Source organism: Thermomonospora umbrina (assembly GCF_003386555.1).
GTDB classification, from domain to species: Bacteria; Actinomycetota; Actinomycetes; order Streptosporangiales; family Streptosporangiaceae; genus Thermomonospora; species Thermomonospora umbrina.
Window position 1 is genome coordinate 4,445,812 of record NZ_QTTT01000001.1, and the last position, 17,784, is coordinate 4,463,595.

General features: G+C 72.5%; 11 protein-coding genes. 7 read left to right on the plus strand and 4 right to left on the minus strand.

All coding sequences use genetic code 11. The features are described from left to right. Position 1: 1 nt before the first annotated feature. Positions 2 to 1,297: a serine/threonine-protein kinase gene (locus tag DFJ69_RS19770; RefSeq protein WP_116023973.1), complete on the plus strand. Its 1,296-nt coding sequence runs from the start codon at positions 2 to 4 to the stop codon at positions 1,295 to 1,297. A 3-nt stretch (positions 1,298 to 1,300) separates the two neighbouring features. Here the strand turns inward: DFJ69_RS19770 and DFJ69_RS19775 are convergent, their stop codons facing one another. After that, positions 1,301 to 1,975: a response regulator gene (locus tag DFJ69_RS19775; RefSeq protein WP_116023974.1), complete on the minus strand. Its 675-nt coding sequence runs from the start codon at positions 1,973 to 1,975 to the stop codon at positions 1,301 to 1,303. After that, entirely contained in the window at positions 1,972 to 3,246 is a 1,275-nt protein-coding gene (locus tag DFJ69_RS19780; RefSeq protein ID WP_116023975.1) for a sensor histidine kinase, read from the minus strand. Before DFJ69_RS19780 ends, DFJ69_RS19775 begins: the two co-directional genes overlap by 4 nt. A 146-nt stretch (positions 3,247 to 3,392) precedes the next feature. Here DFJ69_RS19780 and DFJ69_RS19785 point away from each other — a divergent pair, with 146 nt between their 5' ends. The 3 genes from DFJ69_RS19785 to DFJ69_RS19795 all read left to right on the plus strand — a co-directional run bounded on the left by DFJ69_RS19785 (position 3,393) and on the right by DFJ69_RS19795 (position 7,432). Then, positions 3,393 to 5,186 carry a thiamine pyrophosphate-requiring protein gene (locus tag DFJ69_RS19785; protein ID WP_116023976.1) on the plus strand — a complete coding sequence of 598 codons (1,794 nt, stop codon included), beginning with the start codon at positions 3,393 to 3,395 and terminating at the stop codon, positions 5,184 to 5,186. Positions 5,187 to 5,260: 74 nt separating this feature from the next. Beyond that, the gene (locus DFJ69_RS19790) at positions 5,261 to 5,890 is read left to right on the plus strand and encodes a LysE family translocator (protein ID WP_116023977.1); all 630 of its coding nucleotides are present in this window, start codon (positions 5,261 to 5,263) and stop codon (positions 5,888 to 5,890) included. 255 nt (positions 5,891 to 6,145) lie between these two features. Then, positions 6,146 to 7,432, plus strand: coding sequence for a helix-turn-helix domain-containing protein (locus DFJ69_RS19795; RefSeq protein WP_245974468.1), 1,287 nt, complete (start codon positions 6,146 to 6,148; stop codon positions 7,430 to 7,432). Between the two features lie 17 nt (positions 7,433 to 7,449). Here DFJ69_RS19795 and DFJ69_RS19800 read toward each other — a convergent pair whose 3' ends face one another. After that, the gene (locus DFJ69_RS19800) at positions 7,450 to 8,889 is read right to left on the minus strand and encodes a D-alanyl-D-alanine carboxypeptidase family protein (protein WP_245974469.1); all 1,440 of its coding nucleotides are present in this window, start codon (positions 8,887 to 8,889) and stop codon (positions 7,450 to 7,452) included. Positions 8,890 to 10,812: 1,923 nt separating this feature from the next. On the opposite strand from DFJ69_RS19800, the gene DFJ69_RS33820 reads away from it, so the two are divergent. Beyond that, positions 10,813 to 11,226 carry a hypothetical protein gene (locus tag DFJ69_RS33820; protein ID WP_147312372.1) on the plus strand — a complete coding sequence of 138 codons (414 nt, stop codon included), beginning with the start codon at positions 10,813 to 10,815 and terminating at the stop codon, positions 11,224 to 11,226. A 95-nt stretch (positions 11,227 to 11,321) separates the two neighbouring features. Here the strand turns inward: DFJ69_RS33820 and DFJ69_RS19815 are convergent, their stop codons facing one another. Continuing rightward, the gene (locus tag DFJ69_RS19815; protein ID WP_116023981.1) at positions 11,322 to 12,728 is read right to left on the minus strand and encodes a cytochrome P450; all 1,407 of its coding nucleotides are present in this window, start codon (positions 12,726 to 12,728) and stop codon (positions 11,322 to 11,324) included. A gap of 153 nt (positions 12,729 to 12,881) precedes the next feature. Here DFJ69_RS19815 and DFJ69_RS19820 point away from each other — a divergent pair, with 153 nt between their 5' ends. Together DFJ69_RS19820 and DFJ69_RS19825 are read left to right on the plus strand one after the other, a co-directional pair. Beyond that, complete coding sequence (locus tag DFJ69_RS19820; protein WP_116023982.1) at positions 12,882 to 13,631, plus strand: Mut7-C RNAse domain-containing protein; 750 nt, start codon at positions 12,882 to 12,884, stop codon at positions 13,629 to 13,631. Positions 13,632 to 13,847: 216 nt separating this feature from the next. After that, positions 13,848 to 17,579, plus strand: a complete 3,732-nt coding sequence (locus tag DFJ69_RS19825; RefSeq protein WP_147312373.1) for an RCC1 domain-containing protein — start codon at positions 13,848 to 13,850, stop codon at positions 17,577 to 17,579. Positions 17,580 to 17,784: the final 205 nt, after the last annotated feature.

The window sequence follows — 17,784 nt, forward strand, 5'->3', positions numbered from 1 at the left end:
CATGGCGCAGGGTCGGCAGGGCCATCTGCTCGGCAACCGGTACCGTCTCGACACGGTCGTCGGTCGGGGCGGCATGGGCACGGTCTGGCAGGCGTACGACACCATGCTCGACCGGGAGGTGGCCGTCAAGGAGGTGCTGCTGCCCCCGGGGCTCAGCCCCGCCGACCGCGATGTGCTCTACGAGCGGACGTTCCGCGAGGCGCGCGCCTCGGCCCGGCTCAACCACCCCAGCGTGGTCACCGTCCACGACGTGATCAACGAGAGCGGCCGGCCCTGGCTGGTGATGGAGTTCGTCCGGGCCCGTTCCCTGCAGGACCTGATCGACCAGGGTCGGGTGCCGCCGCGCCGGGCCGCCGAGATCGGCCGGCAGACCCTGGAGGCGCTGCGCCACGCCCACGGCAAGGGCATCCTGCACCGCGACGTCAAGCCCAGCAACGTGCTGATCACCGACATCGACGCGGACCGGGGGTTCCGCGCGGTGCTCACCGACTTCGGCATCGCGCAGGTCGAGGGCGACGCCACGCTCACCCAGACCGGCCTGGTGATGGGCTCGCCGGCCTACATCCCGCCGGAGCGGGCCCAGGGCGAGCGCGCGGTGCCCGCCTCCGACCTGTGGGCGCTGGGCGCCACGCTGTACGCGGCGGTCGAGGGCCGCTCCCCGTACGAGCGCTCGGACGCGATGGCCTCGCTGGCCGCCGCGCTCAGCGAGCCGGTGCCGCCGCCCCGCAACGCCGGTCCGCTGCGCGACGTGCTCATGGGGCTGCTGGCCCGCGAGCCGCGCCACCGGATGACGGCCGACCAGGCGCTGCCCAAGCTCGTCGAGGCCGCCCGCGCCCCGGAGGCGCGGCCCGCCCCGCCGGTGCGGGAGTTCCCCACCGCGCTCGACGAGACCAAGCTGGACGAGCCGTTCGAGCGGCCGCGGCGTTCCCCGGCCCGGTACGCCCCGCCTCCGCCGCCGGTGGAGGTGAGCGACACCGTTCTCGACTCCACCGAGGTCGAGACGGTCACCCGTGAGGACACCGGCTCGGCGCACCGGCCCACCGGCGGTCGCGGCGGCGCCGACTCCGAGGCCCGGACCGTCGTGCAGACCGACTGGACGCCGCCTCCGCCGCGCCCCTACACGCCCGCGACCTGGCAGCAGCAGCCTCCGCAGACGGCGGGGCGGCCGGGCTCGCCGCAGGACCGGTACGAGCGCGAGCGGACCAAGACCATCGCCATCGTCACGGTCGCGGTGATCCTCGTCGTCGTGGCGGTGCTGGCCGGCGCGATCATCCTGCGCATGCAGATGAAGCCCTAGCCCTCACAGCCAGCCGGGCCTGACCAGCCCCGACTCGTAGGCGAACACCACCAGTTGGGCCCGGTCGCGGGCCCCCAGCTTGACCATGGTGCGGCTGACGTGGGTCTTGGCGGTGGCGGGGCTGACCACCAGTCGTGCGGCGATCTCCTCGTTGGTCAGGCCCTCGCCGACCAGCGCCATCACCTCCCGTTCCCGGTCGGTGAGCGCGTTGAGCCGCACCGACGGGGTCGGGGTCTTGGCCCGGGTGGCGAACTCGGCGATCAGCCGCCGGGTGACGCTGGGGGACAGCAGGGCGTCCCCGGCGGCCACCGCCCGCACCGCGTGGATCAGCTCCACCGGCTCGGTGTCCTTCACCAGGAAGCCGCCCGCCCCGCCGCGCAGGGCCTCGAACACGTACTCGTCCAGCTCGAACGTGGTCAGGATGACGATCCGGACCCCGGCCAGCCGCTCGTCGGCGGCGATCTGCCGCGTCGCGGCGAGCCCGTCCAGACGCGGCATCCGGATGTCCATCAGCAGGACGTCCGGCCGCAGCCGCCGGGCCTGCTCCACCGCCTCCTGGCCGTCGCCGGCCTCGCCGACCACCTCGATGTCGGGCTGGGCGTCCAGCAGCGCCCGGAACCCGGCCCGGACCAGCACCTGGTCGTCGGCCAGCATCACCTTGATCGGCGCATCCGTCATCGTGCCTCGTCCTCCGCCCGTTCCGGCCCGTCCAAGGGCAGTGTCGCGGCGACCCGGAAGCCCCCGCCGGGCCTGGGCCCGGCGGAGAACACGCCGCCCAGCGCGGCGACCCGTTCCCGCATGCCGTGCAGCCCGCTGCCTCCGGAGTCCTCGTGCAGCAGCGGCGCCCCGCGGCCGTCGTCGTCCACCCTGATCGAGATCTCCCGCTCACCGTAGGCGATCCGCACCCACGCGTTGACGGGACCCGGCCCGGCATGGCGGGTGATGTTGGTGAGGGACTCCTGAACGATGCGGAAGGCGGCCAGGTCGGGCCCCGCCGGCAGCGACGCGCCCTCGGGGAGGTCGATCTCGGCGTGCACCTTCAGACCGGCGGTGCGGGCACGGCCGAGCAGGTCGTCCAGCCGGTCCAGCCCGGCGGTGGGGGAGCGGGGGGCGCTCTCGCCCTGGTTGCGCAGCACCCCGATGACCGAGCGCATCTCGGTGAGCGCCTCCTTGCTGGCCTCCTTGATCGCCGCCAGCGCCGTGCGGGCCGCCGCCGACCCGGCCGGCTCCGGCTGCTCGTCCATGAGGTGCAGCGCGACCCCGGCCTGCACGTTGATCATCGAGATGTTGTGGGCGAGCACGTCGTGCAGCTCCCGGGCGATCTGGAGGCGTTCCTCGCTGGCCCGCCGCCGCTCCTGCTCGCGCCGCTTGCCCGCCGCCTCCGCCGCCCGTTCGGACTGGATGCGGACCAGTTCGGCGACCGCCAGGACCGCGACCGTCCACAGGAGGGTGATCGTCGAGCCGACCAGCGTCGGCCGTTCGACCGGGAAGAGCGCCTCGCCCTGCCCCCGCAGGGCGGGCCCGACCCCGATCCACCAGCTCACCGCCGTGAAGCCGGCCAGACCGAGGTACGTTCCCGCCCAGGCCGACACCCGGTGCCCCGCCCCCACCAAGGCGATCAGCGCCACCGTCGGCAGCAGGGGGAACGGGCCGTACGCGTAGGCGCGCAGGAAGTACAGCAACGTCACCGCGCCGACCACCGCCGCCGCCGGCACCGGGGCGCGCCGCCGGAACAGCAGCGCCAGCACCCCGGCCAGGATCAGGCCCACGCCGAACGGATCCAGCTCATTGGTCTCGTACGGGTGCGGCTCCGAGTCGGCGTTCCGCTGGGCTCCGAGCGTGCCGGCGGTCACGAACGGTCCGAGGACCAGCGGCACGACCCAGACCGGCCAGTCCCGTGGGCGTCGGCCCGGCCGGGAGAAGGGCCGGGCTGCTGCGGTGCTGTTCACCCCTGCACGGTAGCCGGCGACTCCGACGTCCTGCGTCGGCCGCCGGATGTCATCGCCGGTACTCCCCGAGGAGTATCCCCACGTTTCGATCCGGTCCCGGGGGAAGGCCGCGAAACGACCACGTTTCCCAGGGGGAGGAGACCGCCATGGCGCCGACCGTGGCAGATCACGTGCTGGAACGCCTGAGGGAGTGGGGTGTCGAGCACGTCTTCGGCTACCCCGGCGACGGCATCAACGGCCTCGTCGCCGCGTTCGGCCGGGCCGACGACCGGCCCCGGTTCATCCAGGCGCGGCACGAGGAGATGGCGGCGTTCGAGGCGGTCGGCTACGCCAAGTTCGGCGGTCGTCCCGGCGTCTGCATGGCCACCAGCGGCCCCGGCGCGATCCACCTGCTGAACGGCCTGTACGACGCCAAGCTCGACCATGTGCCCGTGGTCGCGATCGTGGGGCAGACCGCCCGTTCCGCGATGGGCGGCCACTACCAGCAGGAGGTGGACCTGCTGTCGCTGTTCAAGGACGTGGCCAGCGAGTACGTGCAGATGGCCACCGTCCCGTCGCAGTTCCCCAACCTGATCGACCGGGCCATGCGGATCGCGCTGGCCGAACGGGCCCCGACCTGCGTGATCATCCCGTCCGACCTCCAGGAGGAGACCTACGAGCCGCCCGGGCACGGGTTCAAGCAGGTGCCCTCGTCCGCGCCCGGCTACGTCCGGCCCGTCGCCTACGCCCCGACGGCCGAGATCGAGCGCGCCGCCGACGTGATCAACGCCGGGTCCAAGGTGGCCATGCTGATCGGCCAGGGCGCGCGGGGCGCCCGCCGGGAGGTCATGGAGGTCGCCGACCTGACCGGCGCCGGTGTCGCCAAGGCGCTGCTCGGCAAGGACGTGCTGCCCGACGACCTGCCGTACGTGACCGGCTCCATCGGGCTGCTGGGCTCGCGGCCGTCGTACGAGATGATGCGCGACTGCGACACGCTGCTGATCGTCGGCTCCAACTTCCCCTACAGCCAGTTCCTGCCCGAGTTCGGGTCGGCCCGCGCGGTGCAGATCGACGTGGACGGCAAGATGATCGGGATGCGGTACCCGACCGAGGTCAACCTGGTCGGCGACGCCGCCGAGACCCTGGGGGCGCTGATCCCGCTGCTGCGGCCCAAGCGGGACGACTCCTGGCGGCGCACCATCGAGGGCAACGTGTCCCGCTGGTGGGACACCGTCGAACGGCAGGCGCACGTCGACGCGGACCCGGTCAACCCGATGCGGCTGTTCTGGGAGCTGTCCTCGCGGCTGCCGGACAACGCCATCGTCACCGCCGACTCCGGCTCGGCCGCCAACTGGTACGCCCGGGACCTGAGGTTCCACGGCGACATGCGCGGCTCGCTGTCGGGCACGCTGGCGACCATGGGCCCGGGCGTCCCGTACGCGATCGGCGCCAAGTTCGCGCACCCCGACCGGCCCGCCATCGCGCTGGTCGGTGACGGGGCGATGCAGATGAACGGGCTGGCCGAGCTGATCACCATCCAGCGGTACCACCGGCGCTGGTCCGATCCCCGGCTCATCGTGGCCGTCCTGCACAACAACGACCTCAACCAGGTGACCTGGGAGCTTCGGGCGATGGGCGGCGCGCCCAAGTTCGAGGAGTCGCAGAACCTGCCGGACGTCGCCTACGCCGCGTTCGCCCGCTCGCTCGGCCTGGAGGGCATCGAGGTCGACAAGGCGGAGGCGATCGGCCCCGCCTGGGATCGGGCGCTGACCGCGGGACGACCCGCCGTGCTGGACGTCCGGGTGGACCCCGACATCCCGCCGATCCCGCCGCACGCGGAGTTCGCGCAGATCAAGGACGTCACCGAGGCCATCATGAAGGGCGATCCGGACTCCTGGGGGGTGGCCCGCAAGGGGCTCAAGACCAAGGCGCAGGAGATGTTCGCCCGCGGGGGCCACTAGCCGCCTTTGGCCCTGATCACGGGGGCGGCAATGGTCCTGTCGCCGGAATGGAACGGTCGATACCGTCACGAGGTATGACGAACCCGCTGCTCTTCCTCGTGGCCGCCGTCACGCTGGTGGCGATCCCCGGCCCGAACCACCTCTACATCATCACCCGCAGCATCGGGGAGGGGCGGCGGGCCGGCCTCGCCTCCGCGCTGGGCGTGGAGGCCGGGACGCTGGTGCACGTGGCGGCCGCCGCGGCGGGGCTCTCGGCCCTCGTGGCGGCCTCCGCGACCGCGTTCTCGGTGCTGCGCTACGCGGGCGCGGCGTACCTGATCTATCTCGCGGTCCGCGCCTTCCGGAGCCGGAACGAGCACGACGCGCCGGAGCTCGCCCCGCGGCCCCCGCTGCGGATCTTCCTGGACGGGCTTTTGGTCAATCTGCTCAATCCGAAGGTGATCCTCTTCTTCCTGGCCTTCCTGCCGCAGTTCGTCGATCCGGACTCGGGCTCGGTGCCGGCCCAGATCGTCGTCATGGGCGTGATCCTCGCCCTGATCGGACTGGCCTCCGACATCGTCTACGCCTTCGCGGCCGGGAAGCTGGGCGCCTTCCTGCGCGCCCGGCCCGCGTTCCGGCGGCGTCAGGCGTACGCCACCGGGGCCGTCTACCTGGGGCTCGGCGCCGTCGCGGCCCTCGCGGGGCCGGGCCCGCGACGCTCCTGAACGGCCGTACTGAAGGCAGATGACAGAAAACCCCGGGGATCGAGTCATCGAGCGCATAGCCCGGGCCGGCCGCACCCGGCAGGATCTTCCCCGTGGCGGTCGCGAGGGCCGTTTCCGGTGGGGCTCTCGCGGCCGTCCTTTGTCATTGCGCTGATAATGCGCGCGGCGGATTGGCTCGCCGGCGGCCAAGTGTCCTGGATCACATCAGAGGTAACTTCCCGGGGACCGCGACTGCCGACCACGGAGGTACGACCGGTGACCACCCCCGGACAGCGTGCAACGCTCCAACCTTGGACTGGTGTCCCGCCCGAGATCGCGGACCTGGTCCGGCCGTACCTCGGTGAACTGGCCGATGAGATGATCGAGGAGATCCAGCGCGGCGTCCCCGAGTACGCCCGCCCGCTGGACGAGGAGTACGTGCGGATGGTGCGGCTCGCGGTGGAGGGGGCACTGAGCCAGTTCGTCGAACTGATCGGCGACTCCGGAGCCTCCTGGGAGCCGGTCGCCGCCGTGTACCGCGAGATCGGCTGGGCCGAGGCCCGGGAGGGCCGCAGCCTGGACGCGCTGCAGACCGCCCTGCGCCTCGGCGCCCGCGTCGCCTGGCGCAGGCTCGCCGCCGAGGCCGAGAAGCTCAACGTCTCCCGGCGTACGCTGGGCCGGCTCGCCGAGGCCATCTTCGCCTTCCTGGACGAGATCGCCGCCGCCGCCACCCAGGGCTACAACAAGGCCCGTGAGCAGGTCGCCGGAGAGCTGGAGCACCGACGCAGACGGCTGCTCGAACTGCTGCTGGCCGAGCCGTCCGCCGCGTCCCAGGCCGTCATCGACCTGGCCCGGGTCGCGCAGTGGCGGATGCCCCAGACGGTGGCCGCGGTGGCGCTCTATGAACGCGGACAGGAACGTTACAGTCACCCTTCGCTGCCGCCCGACGTGCTCGCCGACCTCAACCGACGTGAGCCCTGCCTCGTCGTCCCCGACCCCGACGGGCCCGGACGGCATCGGATGCTCGACCACGCCCTGCGCGACTGGGTGGCGGCCGTCGGGCCCACCGTCCGCGTGGAGGACACCGCCCGTTCGCTGCGCTGGGCGCGGGAGGGGCTGGGGCTGGTCCGCCGGGGCGTGTTGCCCGCCGAACGGCCGCTGCGCTGCGTCGACCACATGCCGACGCTGGTGATGTTCAAGGACGAGGAGCTGATCCGGATCGTCGGCGAGCGCCGGCTCGCCCCGCTGGAGAAGGTACGCCCCCGCCACCGGGAACGGCTCGCCCGCACCCTGCTGGCCTGCCTGCAGAGCGGCTTCAACGCCACCGAGGTCGCGACCCGGTTGCACGTCCACCCGCAGACGGTGCGTTACCGGCTGCACCAGTTGGAGGAGCTCTTCGGCGACGAGCTGTACGATCCGGGCATCCGGCTGGAGTTCGAGATGGTGCTGCACGTGTGGCTGTTCCAGGCCGACGAGCAGAGCACGCCGGCCAACGTGATCTCCCTGGAGGGCTCCCGCCAGGGAGAGCTGCCGCCGCCGGCCGCGGCGGCCAACCGCCGCTAGCCGGGCCCCTCCGGGTGTCAGCCGAGACGGGTCAGCCGGGTCACCAGATCCGGCTCCTTCAGCGCCCGCGGCAACCGGAGGGGGAACCGGACCTCGCCCGACCCGTCGCCCACGACGACCGCGCCGACCTCCTCGCCCCGCGCGCCCTGGTCCGGCGGGGTCCCGTCAAGGGCGACCGGCACCGTCAGGCCCGGCCAGCCGACCACGGTGATCGGCGCGCCGGCGGCGACGGGGGTCACCTTGCCGAGCCCGTCGTCGATCTCCGCCGCGGTCTGACCGGCCCGCGCGAGCGTGGCGCCGGTCAGCGCGCCCTGCGCGGCCCCCGCCAGTTGCTCGGCCACCGTCATGGCCGCCACCGCGCTGCTGCCCTGCTGGCCCATCACCGCGCCGATCAGCAACGTGTCGATCCCGGCCACCCGCCGCTTGGCGGCGAACACGAAGTTGCCGCCCGCCGCGTCGGTGTAGCCGGTCTTGCCGCCGACGATCCCGTTCCGGCCGAGCAGCACGTTGCCCGCCGGCCGATCCGGCCCGCCGTCGTTCGGAACGTACGTGCGCAGCGCCACGATCTCGGCGAACGCGGGGATCGCCATCGCCGCCCGCAGCAGCTTCACCTGGTCGGCAGCGGTGCTCACGGTCCCGGAGTCGTAGCCGCTGGGGTCGGTGTACCGCGTGTTGGTCATGCCGAGCTCCCTGGCGGCGGTGTTCATCTTGGCGACGTACGCCTCCAGGCTCCCGGCGTCCCACCGGGCCAGTTCGTGCGCCAGGTTGTTGGCGGACACCACCATCAGCGCCTCGAGCGCCTTGCGCTCGGTGAACCGCTGACCTGCCGTGACGTCCACGTGGGACTCGCCCCGCTGCTTGCGGAACTTCAGCCGCGCCGCCTCCTGCGGCGAGATGGTGAACGTCGGCCCGTCCTCGCCGGGGGCCAGCGGATGGTTCTTCAGGAACAGGTACGCCGTCATCACCTTGGCCACGCTGGCCGTCGGGATCGGCGTCTCCGCCCCCGCCCTGCCCATCGTGCCGATGCCCTCGACGCCGACCACCGCCTGCCCCCCTTGCGGGAGCGGCAGCACGGGCTTGTCCCCCCGGAACGTGTGCGACGCCGGCAGGGTCAGCCGCATCGCCGGCTCGGGCAGCGGCCTGAAGAACTGCACGGCGCCGGCCGCCGCGAGCAGCACCACCACCATGAGCACCGCGACCAGCGGCCACCGCCGCCTGCGCCGCTCGTCCTCCTCGGGGGGCACGACCGCCTGCGGCCCCTCCGACAGCGGCGCCTGGATCTGCGCCGGCGCCGCGTGCTGGGGCTGATACGGCCGGAACTCCGGATCCGCCGCCGGCAACGCCGGCAACCGCGACACCCTCGTCACCGGCGGCGCGGCCGGAGCCTCCCAGAACACCTGCTCCAGCGGCTCCAACTCCGACCGACCGACCGCCGCCGCCTCGGACCCCTCCCGCACCTCGGCCGGCGCCTGGGCCTCCCGGGGCCTCTGCGGCGCCTGGGTCTGGTCCTCCCAGCCGACGTACGACGCCGGCTCATCGCGCCCTCGACCGGGCCCGGGCTCCTGCCCCTCACCCTGTCCGACCGGCGCCTGCGGCTCGTCGCCCCGACCGACACGCGGAGACGCCTCAGGCCACCCGCCAGGCTGCGCCTGCCGCGTCAGCGCCCGCCACTCGTCATCACCAACGGGCTCATCCTCCGACCCCCAACCCTCCGCCCCGAGACCGTGCTGAGCCCCTGAGCCCGGCACGTCCACTCCACGGAAGCCCTCCCCTTCAGGGGCGGGCGCCTCCGCCTCGGGGAGAGCCCGAGGCTCCGACGCGTGCCCTTCCGATCCGCGCAGCCACTCGGGGGGCGCTGTGGGTGTCTGGGCCGTGTGAGGAGGTTGGGGCCCCGCGTCGGATGCTTGCGGATCGTGTGGGGTCTCCGGCCCGCCAGCGGGTGTGTCCGCCTCGGGGAGAGGCCGGGGCTCCGGCGCGTGTTCTTCCGGTTCGCGCGGCCGCTCGGGGTACGAGGCGGGCGTTCCCGGTTCGCGGGCGCCTTCTGCCTGTGCGGCCGGGGTTTCCAGTTCGCGGGGACGCCCGGGGGGCGCTGAGGGCGTTTGGGCCGTGTGAGGTGGCTGGGGCCCTGTGTCGGGTGCTTGTGGTTCGTGTTGGGGCTCCGGCCCGCCAGCGGGTGTGTCCGCTTCGGGGAGAGGCCGGGGGTCCGGCGCGTGTTCTTCCGGTTCGCGCGGCCGCTCGAGGTACGAGGTGGGCGTTCCCGGTTCGCGGCCGCCTTCTGCCTGTGGGGCCGGGGTTTCCAGTTCGCGGGGAGTCCCGGGGGGCGCTGTGGGTGTTTGGGTCGTGTGAGCGGGCTGGGGCCCTGCGCCGGGTGCTTGTGGCTCGTGAAGGGGCTCCGGCCCGCCAGCGGGTGCTTCCGCCTCGGGGTGAGGCCGGGGGTCTGGCGCGGGCTCTTCCCGTCCGCGCGAACGCTGGGGGTATGAGGCGGGCGTTGCCTGTTCGCGAATGCGTTCAGGCTGTGGGGTGGGCGCTTCCGTCTCACGGTGGGGCTCGCGCTGTTGGGCAGGCGTTTCCGACGCGAGAGGGGGATGGGCCGCTGGGTTGGGCGCTTGTGGTTCGTGGTGGGGCTCTGGTTCGGAGGCGGGTGCTTCCGCTTCGGAGAGGGGCTGGGGATCCGGTGCGGGCCCTTCTGTTCCGTGGAGGCGCTCCAGGGGAGGGGCGTGCGTTTCTGGCGCGCGGGTGCGTTCGGGTTGTGGGGTGGGCGTTTCGGGCTCGCGGAGGCGCTCGAGCTGTGGCACAGGCGTTTCCGGCGCGAGAGGAGACTCGGGCGCTTGTGGTTCGCGGTGGCGCTCTGGTGCGGGGGCGGGTGCTTCCGCTTGGGGGAGGGGCCGGGGGGCGGGTGCGAGTCCGTCCGACTCGGGGAGACGCTCGGGCTCTGGAGCGAGGGCTCCCACCCCAGAGGCGGGCTGAGCCTGGGGGGCCTGCTCTGGACCCGGGACGGGCTCGGGTGCTTCCGCTTCGGGGACGGGCTGTGGGGCCGGTGTGAGCCCTGGGGATTCGGGGAGGTGCTCGGGTTCCGGGGTGAGTGCTTTCGCCCCTTGGGTCGGCTGGGTCTCCGGGGTGGGCTGTGCTGGATCCGGGAGGGCTTCGGGCTGTGCGGTGGGTGCTTGCGGCTCGGGGAGGTGCTCAGGCTCCGGGGCGGGCGCTTCCGGTTCGGGGAAGGCCTCTGGCCGTGGGGTGAATGCCTGCGGTTCGCGGAGGGGCTCCGCCTCGGGGGCCGGGGCGTCGGTCGTGGACTCCGGGGCGGGGACGGGGGTCGGCTGGGAGGTCTCCTCGTACCACTGGCGGGCGGCCTCGGGGATCTCTCGGGTGTCGTCGGCCGGATGCTCGTCGGTGGAGGGGGTTGGGGCCTCGGGCTCCTGCCCGGCGGGATCTTCGTCGTCCTCGGGCCCGTCGGAGGGGGCGTCCTCGGCGAGGTCCTCGGCGGGCTCATCCTCGGAGGCGTCCGCCGCCGGCCGCTCGGCGTCCTCCGCCGCTGGTTGCTCGGTGGCCTCCGTGGCCGGCTGCTCGTCGTTCTCCGAAGGGGCGGGGAGCAGGGCGCCGGGGCGGAACTCCTCGCGGGAGATCGTCCACTGGCCCGCCACGTTGGTCGGGAGCGCCGTCGGCTCGACGTCCTCGGCGGGCTCTCGCTCCGCGGGGGTGGGGGCATCCGACACGGCGTGACCTTCCTGCTCGCAGACGGAGTAGTCCTCGCCGACGATCCCCGTGACCTCGAAGCGTGCGAAGTTTATCGGTAAGACGATACTTCGCCGGGTCGGGCCGGTGTCGGCGGGATCACCAAGGTCGTTCGGTGACGAGGACCCTGTCGTACCTCTCTCCCGGAGACGGCGTCTCAGTTCCCCTGCCGCAGCAACATGCGGACGAGGCGGGAGATGGCCGACCCGGAACGTTCACTCCCCTCTGACGCCTCGGCGGGGGTCTCGCGTTGCCCGGACGCGTCGGAGTCCGTCGCGTCGTCGCCGTCCGGCGCCTCGTGGAGCTGGAAACGGACCGGCAGCGAACGGAGCCCCCGCACGATCGGCGACGACCGCCAGGGCAACTGGTCGGCGGGGAGCGCGAGGTCGATGCCGGAGAACCGCTCGAACAGGCGGCCCACGGCGATCGTCACGAGCGTGGTCGCCAGCTCGTCGCCCAGGCAGTGGTGCGGGCCGGCCCCCCAGGCCAGGTGGGCGCGGGAGCTGTGCACGGACGAGGGGTCGGCCGCGTCGGCGAACCGGGGGTCGTTGTGCGCGCCGCTGACCGACAGCATCACCGGGTCGCCCGCCGCGATGTGGGTGCCGCCGAGCGCGGTGTCGGCGGTCGCGAAGCGGAGGGTCAGATGGGCGTACGGGGGGTTGGCCGTCGCCACCCGGTTGACCGTCTCGCGGAGCATCCCCGCGGCCAGGGCGGCGCGGGCCCCGGTGTTGCCCGTGATGACCTCGACGGCGGTGAGGCAGATCAGCGAGCCGACGAGTTCCCCGACCACGCCGATCAGGAGGATCATCTCGTGGGCGAGTTCGTCGACCGTGTAGTCGGGCCGCGCGGCCAGCATCGCGGAGGGCAGGTCGTCGCCGGGATGCCGGCGCTTGGCGTCGACGACGTCGGAGAGCGTGGCGTGCAGTCGGGCGAGGGCCTCGGCGGCGTCGGGCCCGGCGTCCACCAGCCGCCACATGTCCATGAGCATCTCGTCGTTGCCGGCGTCGAAGCCGATCAGCCGGTTGCACACCAGGATCGCCAGCGGCCGCGCGTACTGCGCCGACAGGTCGGCCCAGCCGGTCCCGCCGTCCTCGCCCATCACCGAGATCAGCTCGTCGGCGTACCGGCGGACCTCGGCCTCCAGCAGCCGCGCCTGGGGCCGTGAACGATCCTGGAACGGACGCAGCCCCGCCGACCAGGCCGCGCGCAACTCGGTCAGCGACCGGCCCTCCTGGAACATGCACGAGTGACCGCCGTACGTCGGCAGCAGCGGCCAGTCCGCCGGGATCCGCCCCTCGGACAGGGCGCGCCAGTCGGTGACCCGCTTGCTCCACACGCCCTGGTCGTTGCGGAGCACCTCCAGGACCTCCGCGTACCCCAGCACGAGCCAGACCGGGACCCCCAGCAGATCCACCGGGGCCACCGCGCCGTGCTGGCTCCGCAGCCGCTCGTGCATCAGCGCGGGCCGCGCGTCGAAGTCGCGGGTGAGCAGCGGCTCGACGGTCGCCGACGTCAGCGAACGGCTCGCGGGGGCGGAATCCTGGGCGCGGCTCTGGGAATCCATGATTCCTCTCGGTCGTGGGCTGACGCTCGTGACCGGTCACTGTAGAGACAGCGGAACGGCGATGTCCGACAATCCGTCAACTGTGCTCACGGAGTTCGGTATCGCCCGTCCGGACACTCACCCGAACATCAACGGACATGGCAGGCTGTCGATGTGGACGAAACGAACGTCGTGTTGCGCTTCGATTCCGAACTGGACCTGTTCCTGGCCGCCGGACGTCGCGGACGGCCCCTGCGGATGCCGTTCGACGGGACCTCCACCCTCGGCCATCTGGTGGAGTCGGCCGGGGTGCCGCTGCCCGAGGTGGGGCCGATGACGGTCGGCGGCGCGCCGGTGGGCCCCGGCCACCTGCCCGTGGCCGGCGAGACCGTGGACGTGTCGGCCGTGCCCCGCCCGCAGCCGGTCCCGCCGGCCCCGGGCCGGGAGGCGCCCCGGTTCCTACTGGACGTCCACCTCGGCACCCTCGCCCGTCGGATGCGGCTGCTGGGCCTGGACACCGCCTACCACAACGACATGGACGACCCCTCCCTCGTGGTGCAGGCCAATCGCGAACGCCGCGTCCTGCTGACCCGGGACCGGGGTCTGCTCCGCCGCCGCAAACTATGGCTGGGCGCGTACGTGCGCGGCGCGCGCCCCGACGACCAACTCCGCGACCTGCTGGAACGCTTCGCGCCCCCATTGCGCCCATGGACCCGGTGCACGGCCTGCAACGGCGAACTCGTCCCGGCCGACAAGGCGGACGTCGAGTCCGTCCTCGAGGACGGCACGCGCCGCAACTACGACGTGTACGGCCGCTGCGCCGACTGCGGCCAGGTCTACTGGCGAGGCGCCCACGGCGACCACCTGGCGGAGATCGTCACCTCCGCCCAGGCCACCGTCACCACCGCCCGGCGGCCTCACTAGCGCGAACGCGTCCCGGGCCCGCCGGCCACTCACTTGGACGCCGACAATGCCGGAGGTCTCGAGCCCGGATCTCATGGATCACGGCTCGCTCGCCTGCCTACGGTCGGCGTACGTCCATGATCAATACACGCGAGGGCGCGTGTGGGCGCTGCTTGTCGCCATGGCCTCCGAGGCCCTCCGCCTCGGGGGAGTCGTCCGCGCGAGTTGGGAGCCACAGTGCTCGATCTCCTGTCCAGACAAGCCGTTCCACGAGGGCCGAGCGGCCGGTGGCGTCACGCGTTGGCCGCCGCGCTGATCACCTCATCCGCGATCGTCGCCCCCGGGGCCGCGCAGGCGGCGGCCGCACCCGCACCGGCGTTCGATCACAGCCGTCACAAGGGCAAGGCGCCCGGGACGCACGGTCCGCTTCCCCGGGGGTACTCCACCACGGAGATCGCGGTGAAGTTCCGGTCGGATCGGGTCGTACGGGTCCGTGGCGGGCGGCCGGTCGCCAAGGAATCCGGGGACGCCTCGGCGTTGGCGGCGGTGCTGGCCGACCATCCGGGCGCGACGATCGCGCCCCTGTGGAAACGGCGGGAGAACGTCATCGCCGAGGAACGTTCTCGGCTGGAGAAGAAGACCGGTCGCAGGCTGCCGGACATGAACTCCTGGTTCACCGTCAAGGTCCCCAAGGGCATCGAGTCGCTGCTCGACGACCTGAACGGATTGCCCTCCGTGGAGTTCGCCCAGGCGGCGATGATCCCGGTCGACACGAACAGCGCCGCCGGCCGTAACGCCGCCGAGCCGTGGCATTACACCCAGACCTATCGAAAGCCCGCGCCCGCCGGAGTGGACGCGGACTACACCAACACCCTGCCCGGCGGTAAGGGGCAGGGCATCACCGTCACGGACATCGAGGGCTCCAGCGGCAGCTCCGGCGACGTGGACCCCCTCGGAGGCCAGGGGACGGTGGCGGGCGGAGAACGCCACACCCTGCTGGTCGGTGACGCCAACACACCGGGCGTCTGGGCATGGGGCGACAACACCCAAGGCCAACTCGGCGACGGCACCACGAACGACAGCACGGTCATGGTCAAGGTGTCCGGCCTGACCGACGTCAAGGCCGTGGCCGGCGGAGGCGCCCATTCGCTGGCCCTGAAGACCGACGGCACGGTCTGGGCATGGGGCGACAACACCTACGGGCAACTCGGCGACGGAAGCACCACCCGCCGTACGGCGCCGGTGAAGGTGAGCGGCATCGAGAACGCGGTGGGCATCAGCGCGGGGCAGGTGCACAATCTCGCCGTGCTCGCCGACGGAACCGTCAAGGCCTGGGGACGTAACCTCGACGGCCGACTCGGCGACGGCACCACCACCGACCGGGCCACACCCGTCACCGCATTGACCGGGGCGTCGGCCGCGTACGGCGCGGTGGCGGCGGGCACCTCGCATTCGCTCGCCGTCATGGCGGACGGCTCGGTCAAGGCGTGGGGTGCCAACACCTTCGGCCAGCTCGGCAACGGCGGCACCGGCTCCTCGGCCACGCCCGTTCCGGTCACGGGGCTGACGGGCGTCGAGCAGCTCAGCGCCGGCAGCCACCACAGCGTGGCCCTGCTGACCTCGGGAACCCTGAAGGCCTGGGGCCTGAACGCCGACGGCCAACTCGGCAACACCACCGTCACCCAGTCCTCCACCCCCATCGACGTGACCGGACTGACCGCCGTGGCGAGCATCGCCAGTGGACGCCGACACAACATCGCGGCGCGGGACAACTCCGAGCTATGGGCCTGGGGTCTGAACGCCGACGGCCAACTCGGTCTCGACGACACCACCAACGCGCCGACCCCGCAGGAGCTCTTCACGTCGGGCTCGGTCGTGGCGGCGGGCGCGGTGCACACCGCCATCATCGGCACCGTCAACGGCTCGCCGGCGCCGTCGATCTTCGGAGACAACGGCCACGGGCAGGTCGGGGACGACACCACCGTCGACAGGCACTTCGCCACCTCTCCGCTCAAGAGGCTCAACCGGTGGAACGTCTGCCATGAGGACGTGGTCGGCCGGCCCGGGGGCGCCCCCGTCTACCTGACCACGGTGGTCGGCGGCTGCCACCCCGGCTACGTCGCGTATCACGGCACCGGCATGATCGGCCCATCCTCGGCCGACGACGGCAACGGGCTCGGCATGGCGGGGATGTCCTCCCACGCCGAACTCCAGCTCACCCGTACCGACGCGCCCGAGGGTTCCTGGGAATCGGCCATCTCGAGCTCTCAGCCCGGCGACGTCATCTTCCTCGGCTACGGCTACAGCCTCGGGCCCGCCGAGACGTACCGGCCGGAGTACGACCAGATCGTGACGGCCATCGCCCAGGGCATCACGGTGGTGCAGGGCGCGGACAACAAGCCGTCCCTCAACCTCGACACCGAGCCGAGCCTCCAGGCCTGGCGGGAGCTGCCGGACTCGGGCGCGATCGTCGCCGGTGGCGGGCAGGCGTACCTGCCGTCGGGCGACTGCTTCGATTGCACCAACGACGAGTACTGGCCTGCGCGTTCCTACAGCAGCACCTACGGCTCTCGGGTGAATGTGCAGGGCTATTACGGTCGCGCCACGTCACTGGGCGTGCCGAAGGCATGGGGGCGCAGCGACGCCCAAACGCTGACCCCGAACGAGACCGACCCCGACAAGATGTACACCGGCCAGTTCGGCGGCACCTCCAACGCCTCCGCGATGATCGCCGGGGTCGCGGCCTCGTTGCAGGGCGTGGCCAAGGCCGCCGGCCACGTGCTGTCTCCCACGCTGCTCAGACAGATCCTCGTCCAGACCGGCACCCCGCAGACCGGCGACCTGACCAAGCACGTCGGTCCCCTGCCGAACCTGAAGGCCGCCGTCGAGTTCCTGCGAGGCGGGATCGCGAGCGGCACCAACCACACCCTCGCCGTGACCTCCGATGGAAAGGTCCGTACCTGGGGCCGCAACGGCTCCGGTCAACTGGGCGACGGCACCACCACTCCCCGCACCGGCCCCGTGGAGGTCTCCGGCCTGACCGGGATTCGACGTAGGCAGGGTGCGGTCGCCGGCGGCGAATGGCATTCGCTGGCCGTCAAGTCAGACGGCACCGTTTGGGCCTGGGGCGCGAACGGCAGCGGGCAACTCGGTGACGGCACCACCACCGGCCGCACGACCCCGATCCAGGTCCCAGGGCTGACGGGAGTCGTCGCCGTGGCGGCCAACGAGGCCTATTCGCTCGCACTGAAATCCGACGGGACCGTTTGGGCGTGGGGCTTCAACTCCTCAGGGCAACTCGGAGACGGCACCACCACCACGCGCACGACCCCGGTCCAGGTCTCCGGGCTCTCCGGGGTCGTGAACATCTCGGCAGGTTATGGTCACGCGGTGGCCGTCAAGTCCGACGGCACCGTTTGGGCCTGGGGCGCCAACGGCTCAGGGCAACTCGGAGACGGCACCACGAACAGCCGGCGCACGCCCGTCCAGGTCTCGAACCTGACCGACGCCTCCACCTCCCCCGGCGCACTCGCCGCCGGTGGCAACCACTCGCTCGTGCTCAAGACCGACGGCACCGTCGTCGCCTTCGGCTCGGGCGGGGACGGACGACTCGGCAACGGAGGCACCGCCGGCAGCAGCGTCCCCGTCGCCGTTCAGAACCTCACCGCGGTGACCGCCGTGAGCGCCGGATGGCGGCACAGCGCCGCGACCCGCGCCGATGGCGACATCCTGACGTGGGGCTCCAACGAGTACGGGCAACTCGGCAACGGCACCACGGGTGGGAGCGCCTCGACCCCCACCCTGGTGCAGCTCACCGGCGCGACGGCCGCCGCGGGCGGCTTCTACGACACCTTCGCCCTCCGCGCGGACGGAACCGCCTTCTCGTGGGGCCGCAACAACGAGGGCCAGCTCGGCAACGGAACGAACGTCGACGCCAACACCCCCGAGCAGGTTCCCGGCACACCGTGATCCGCCATAGTCGCCGTCGACGCTGACCCGGCGGCGACGCACAGCCTGTTCACAGGGGCATGGCGCGGCGCACCATGCCCCTGTGGACGTGGTCCGGATCACCACCGGCCGGTGAGGTCAATGCACCGAGACAAGAGCAGTGCTCTTGACGTGCCATGAGATGCCGTGTTCAATGTTCCTTGATGAGAGCACCGATCTCATAACG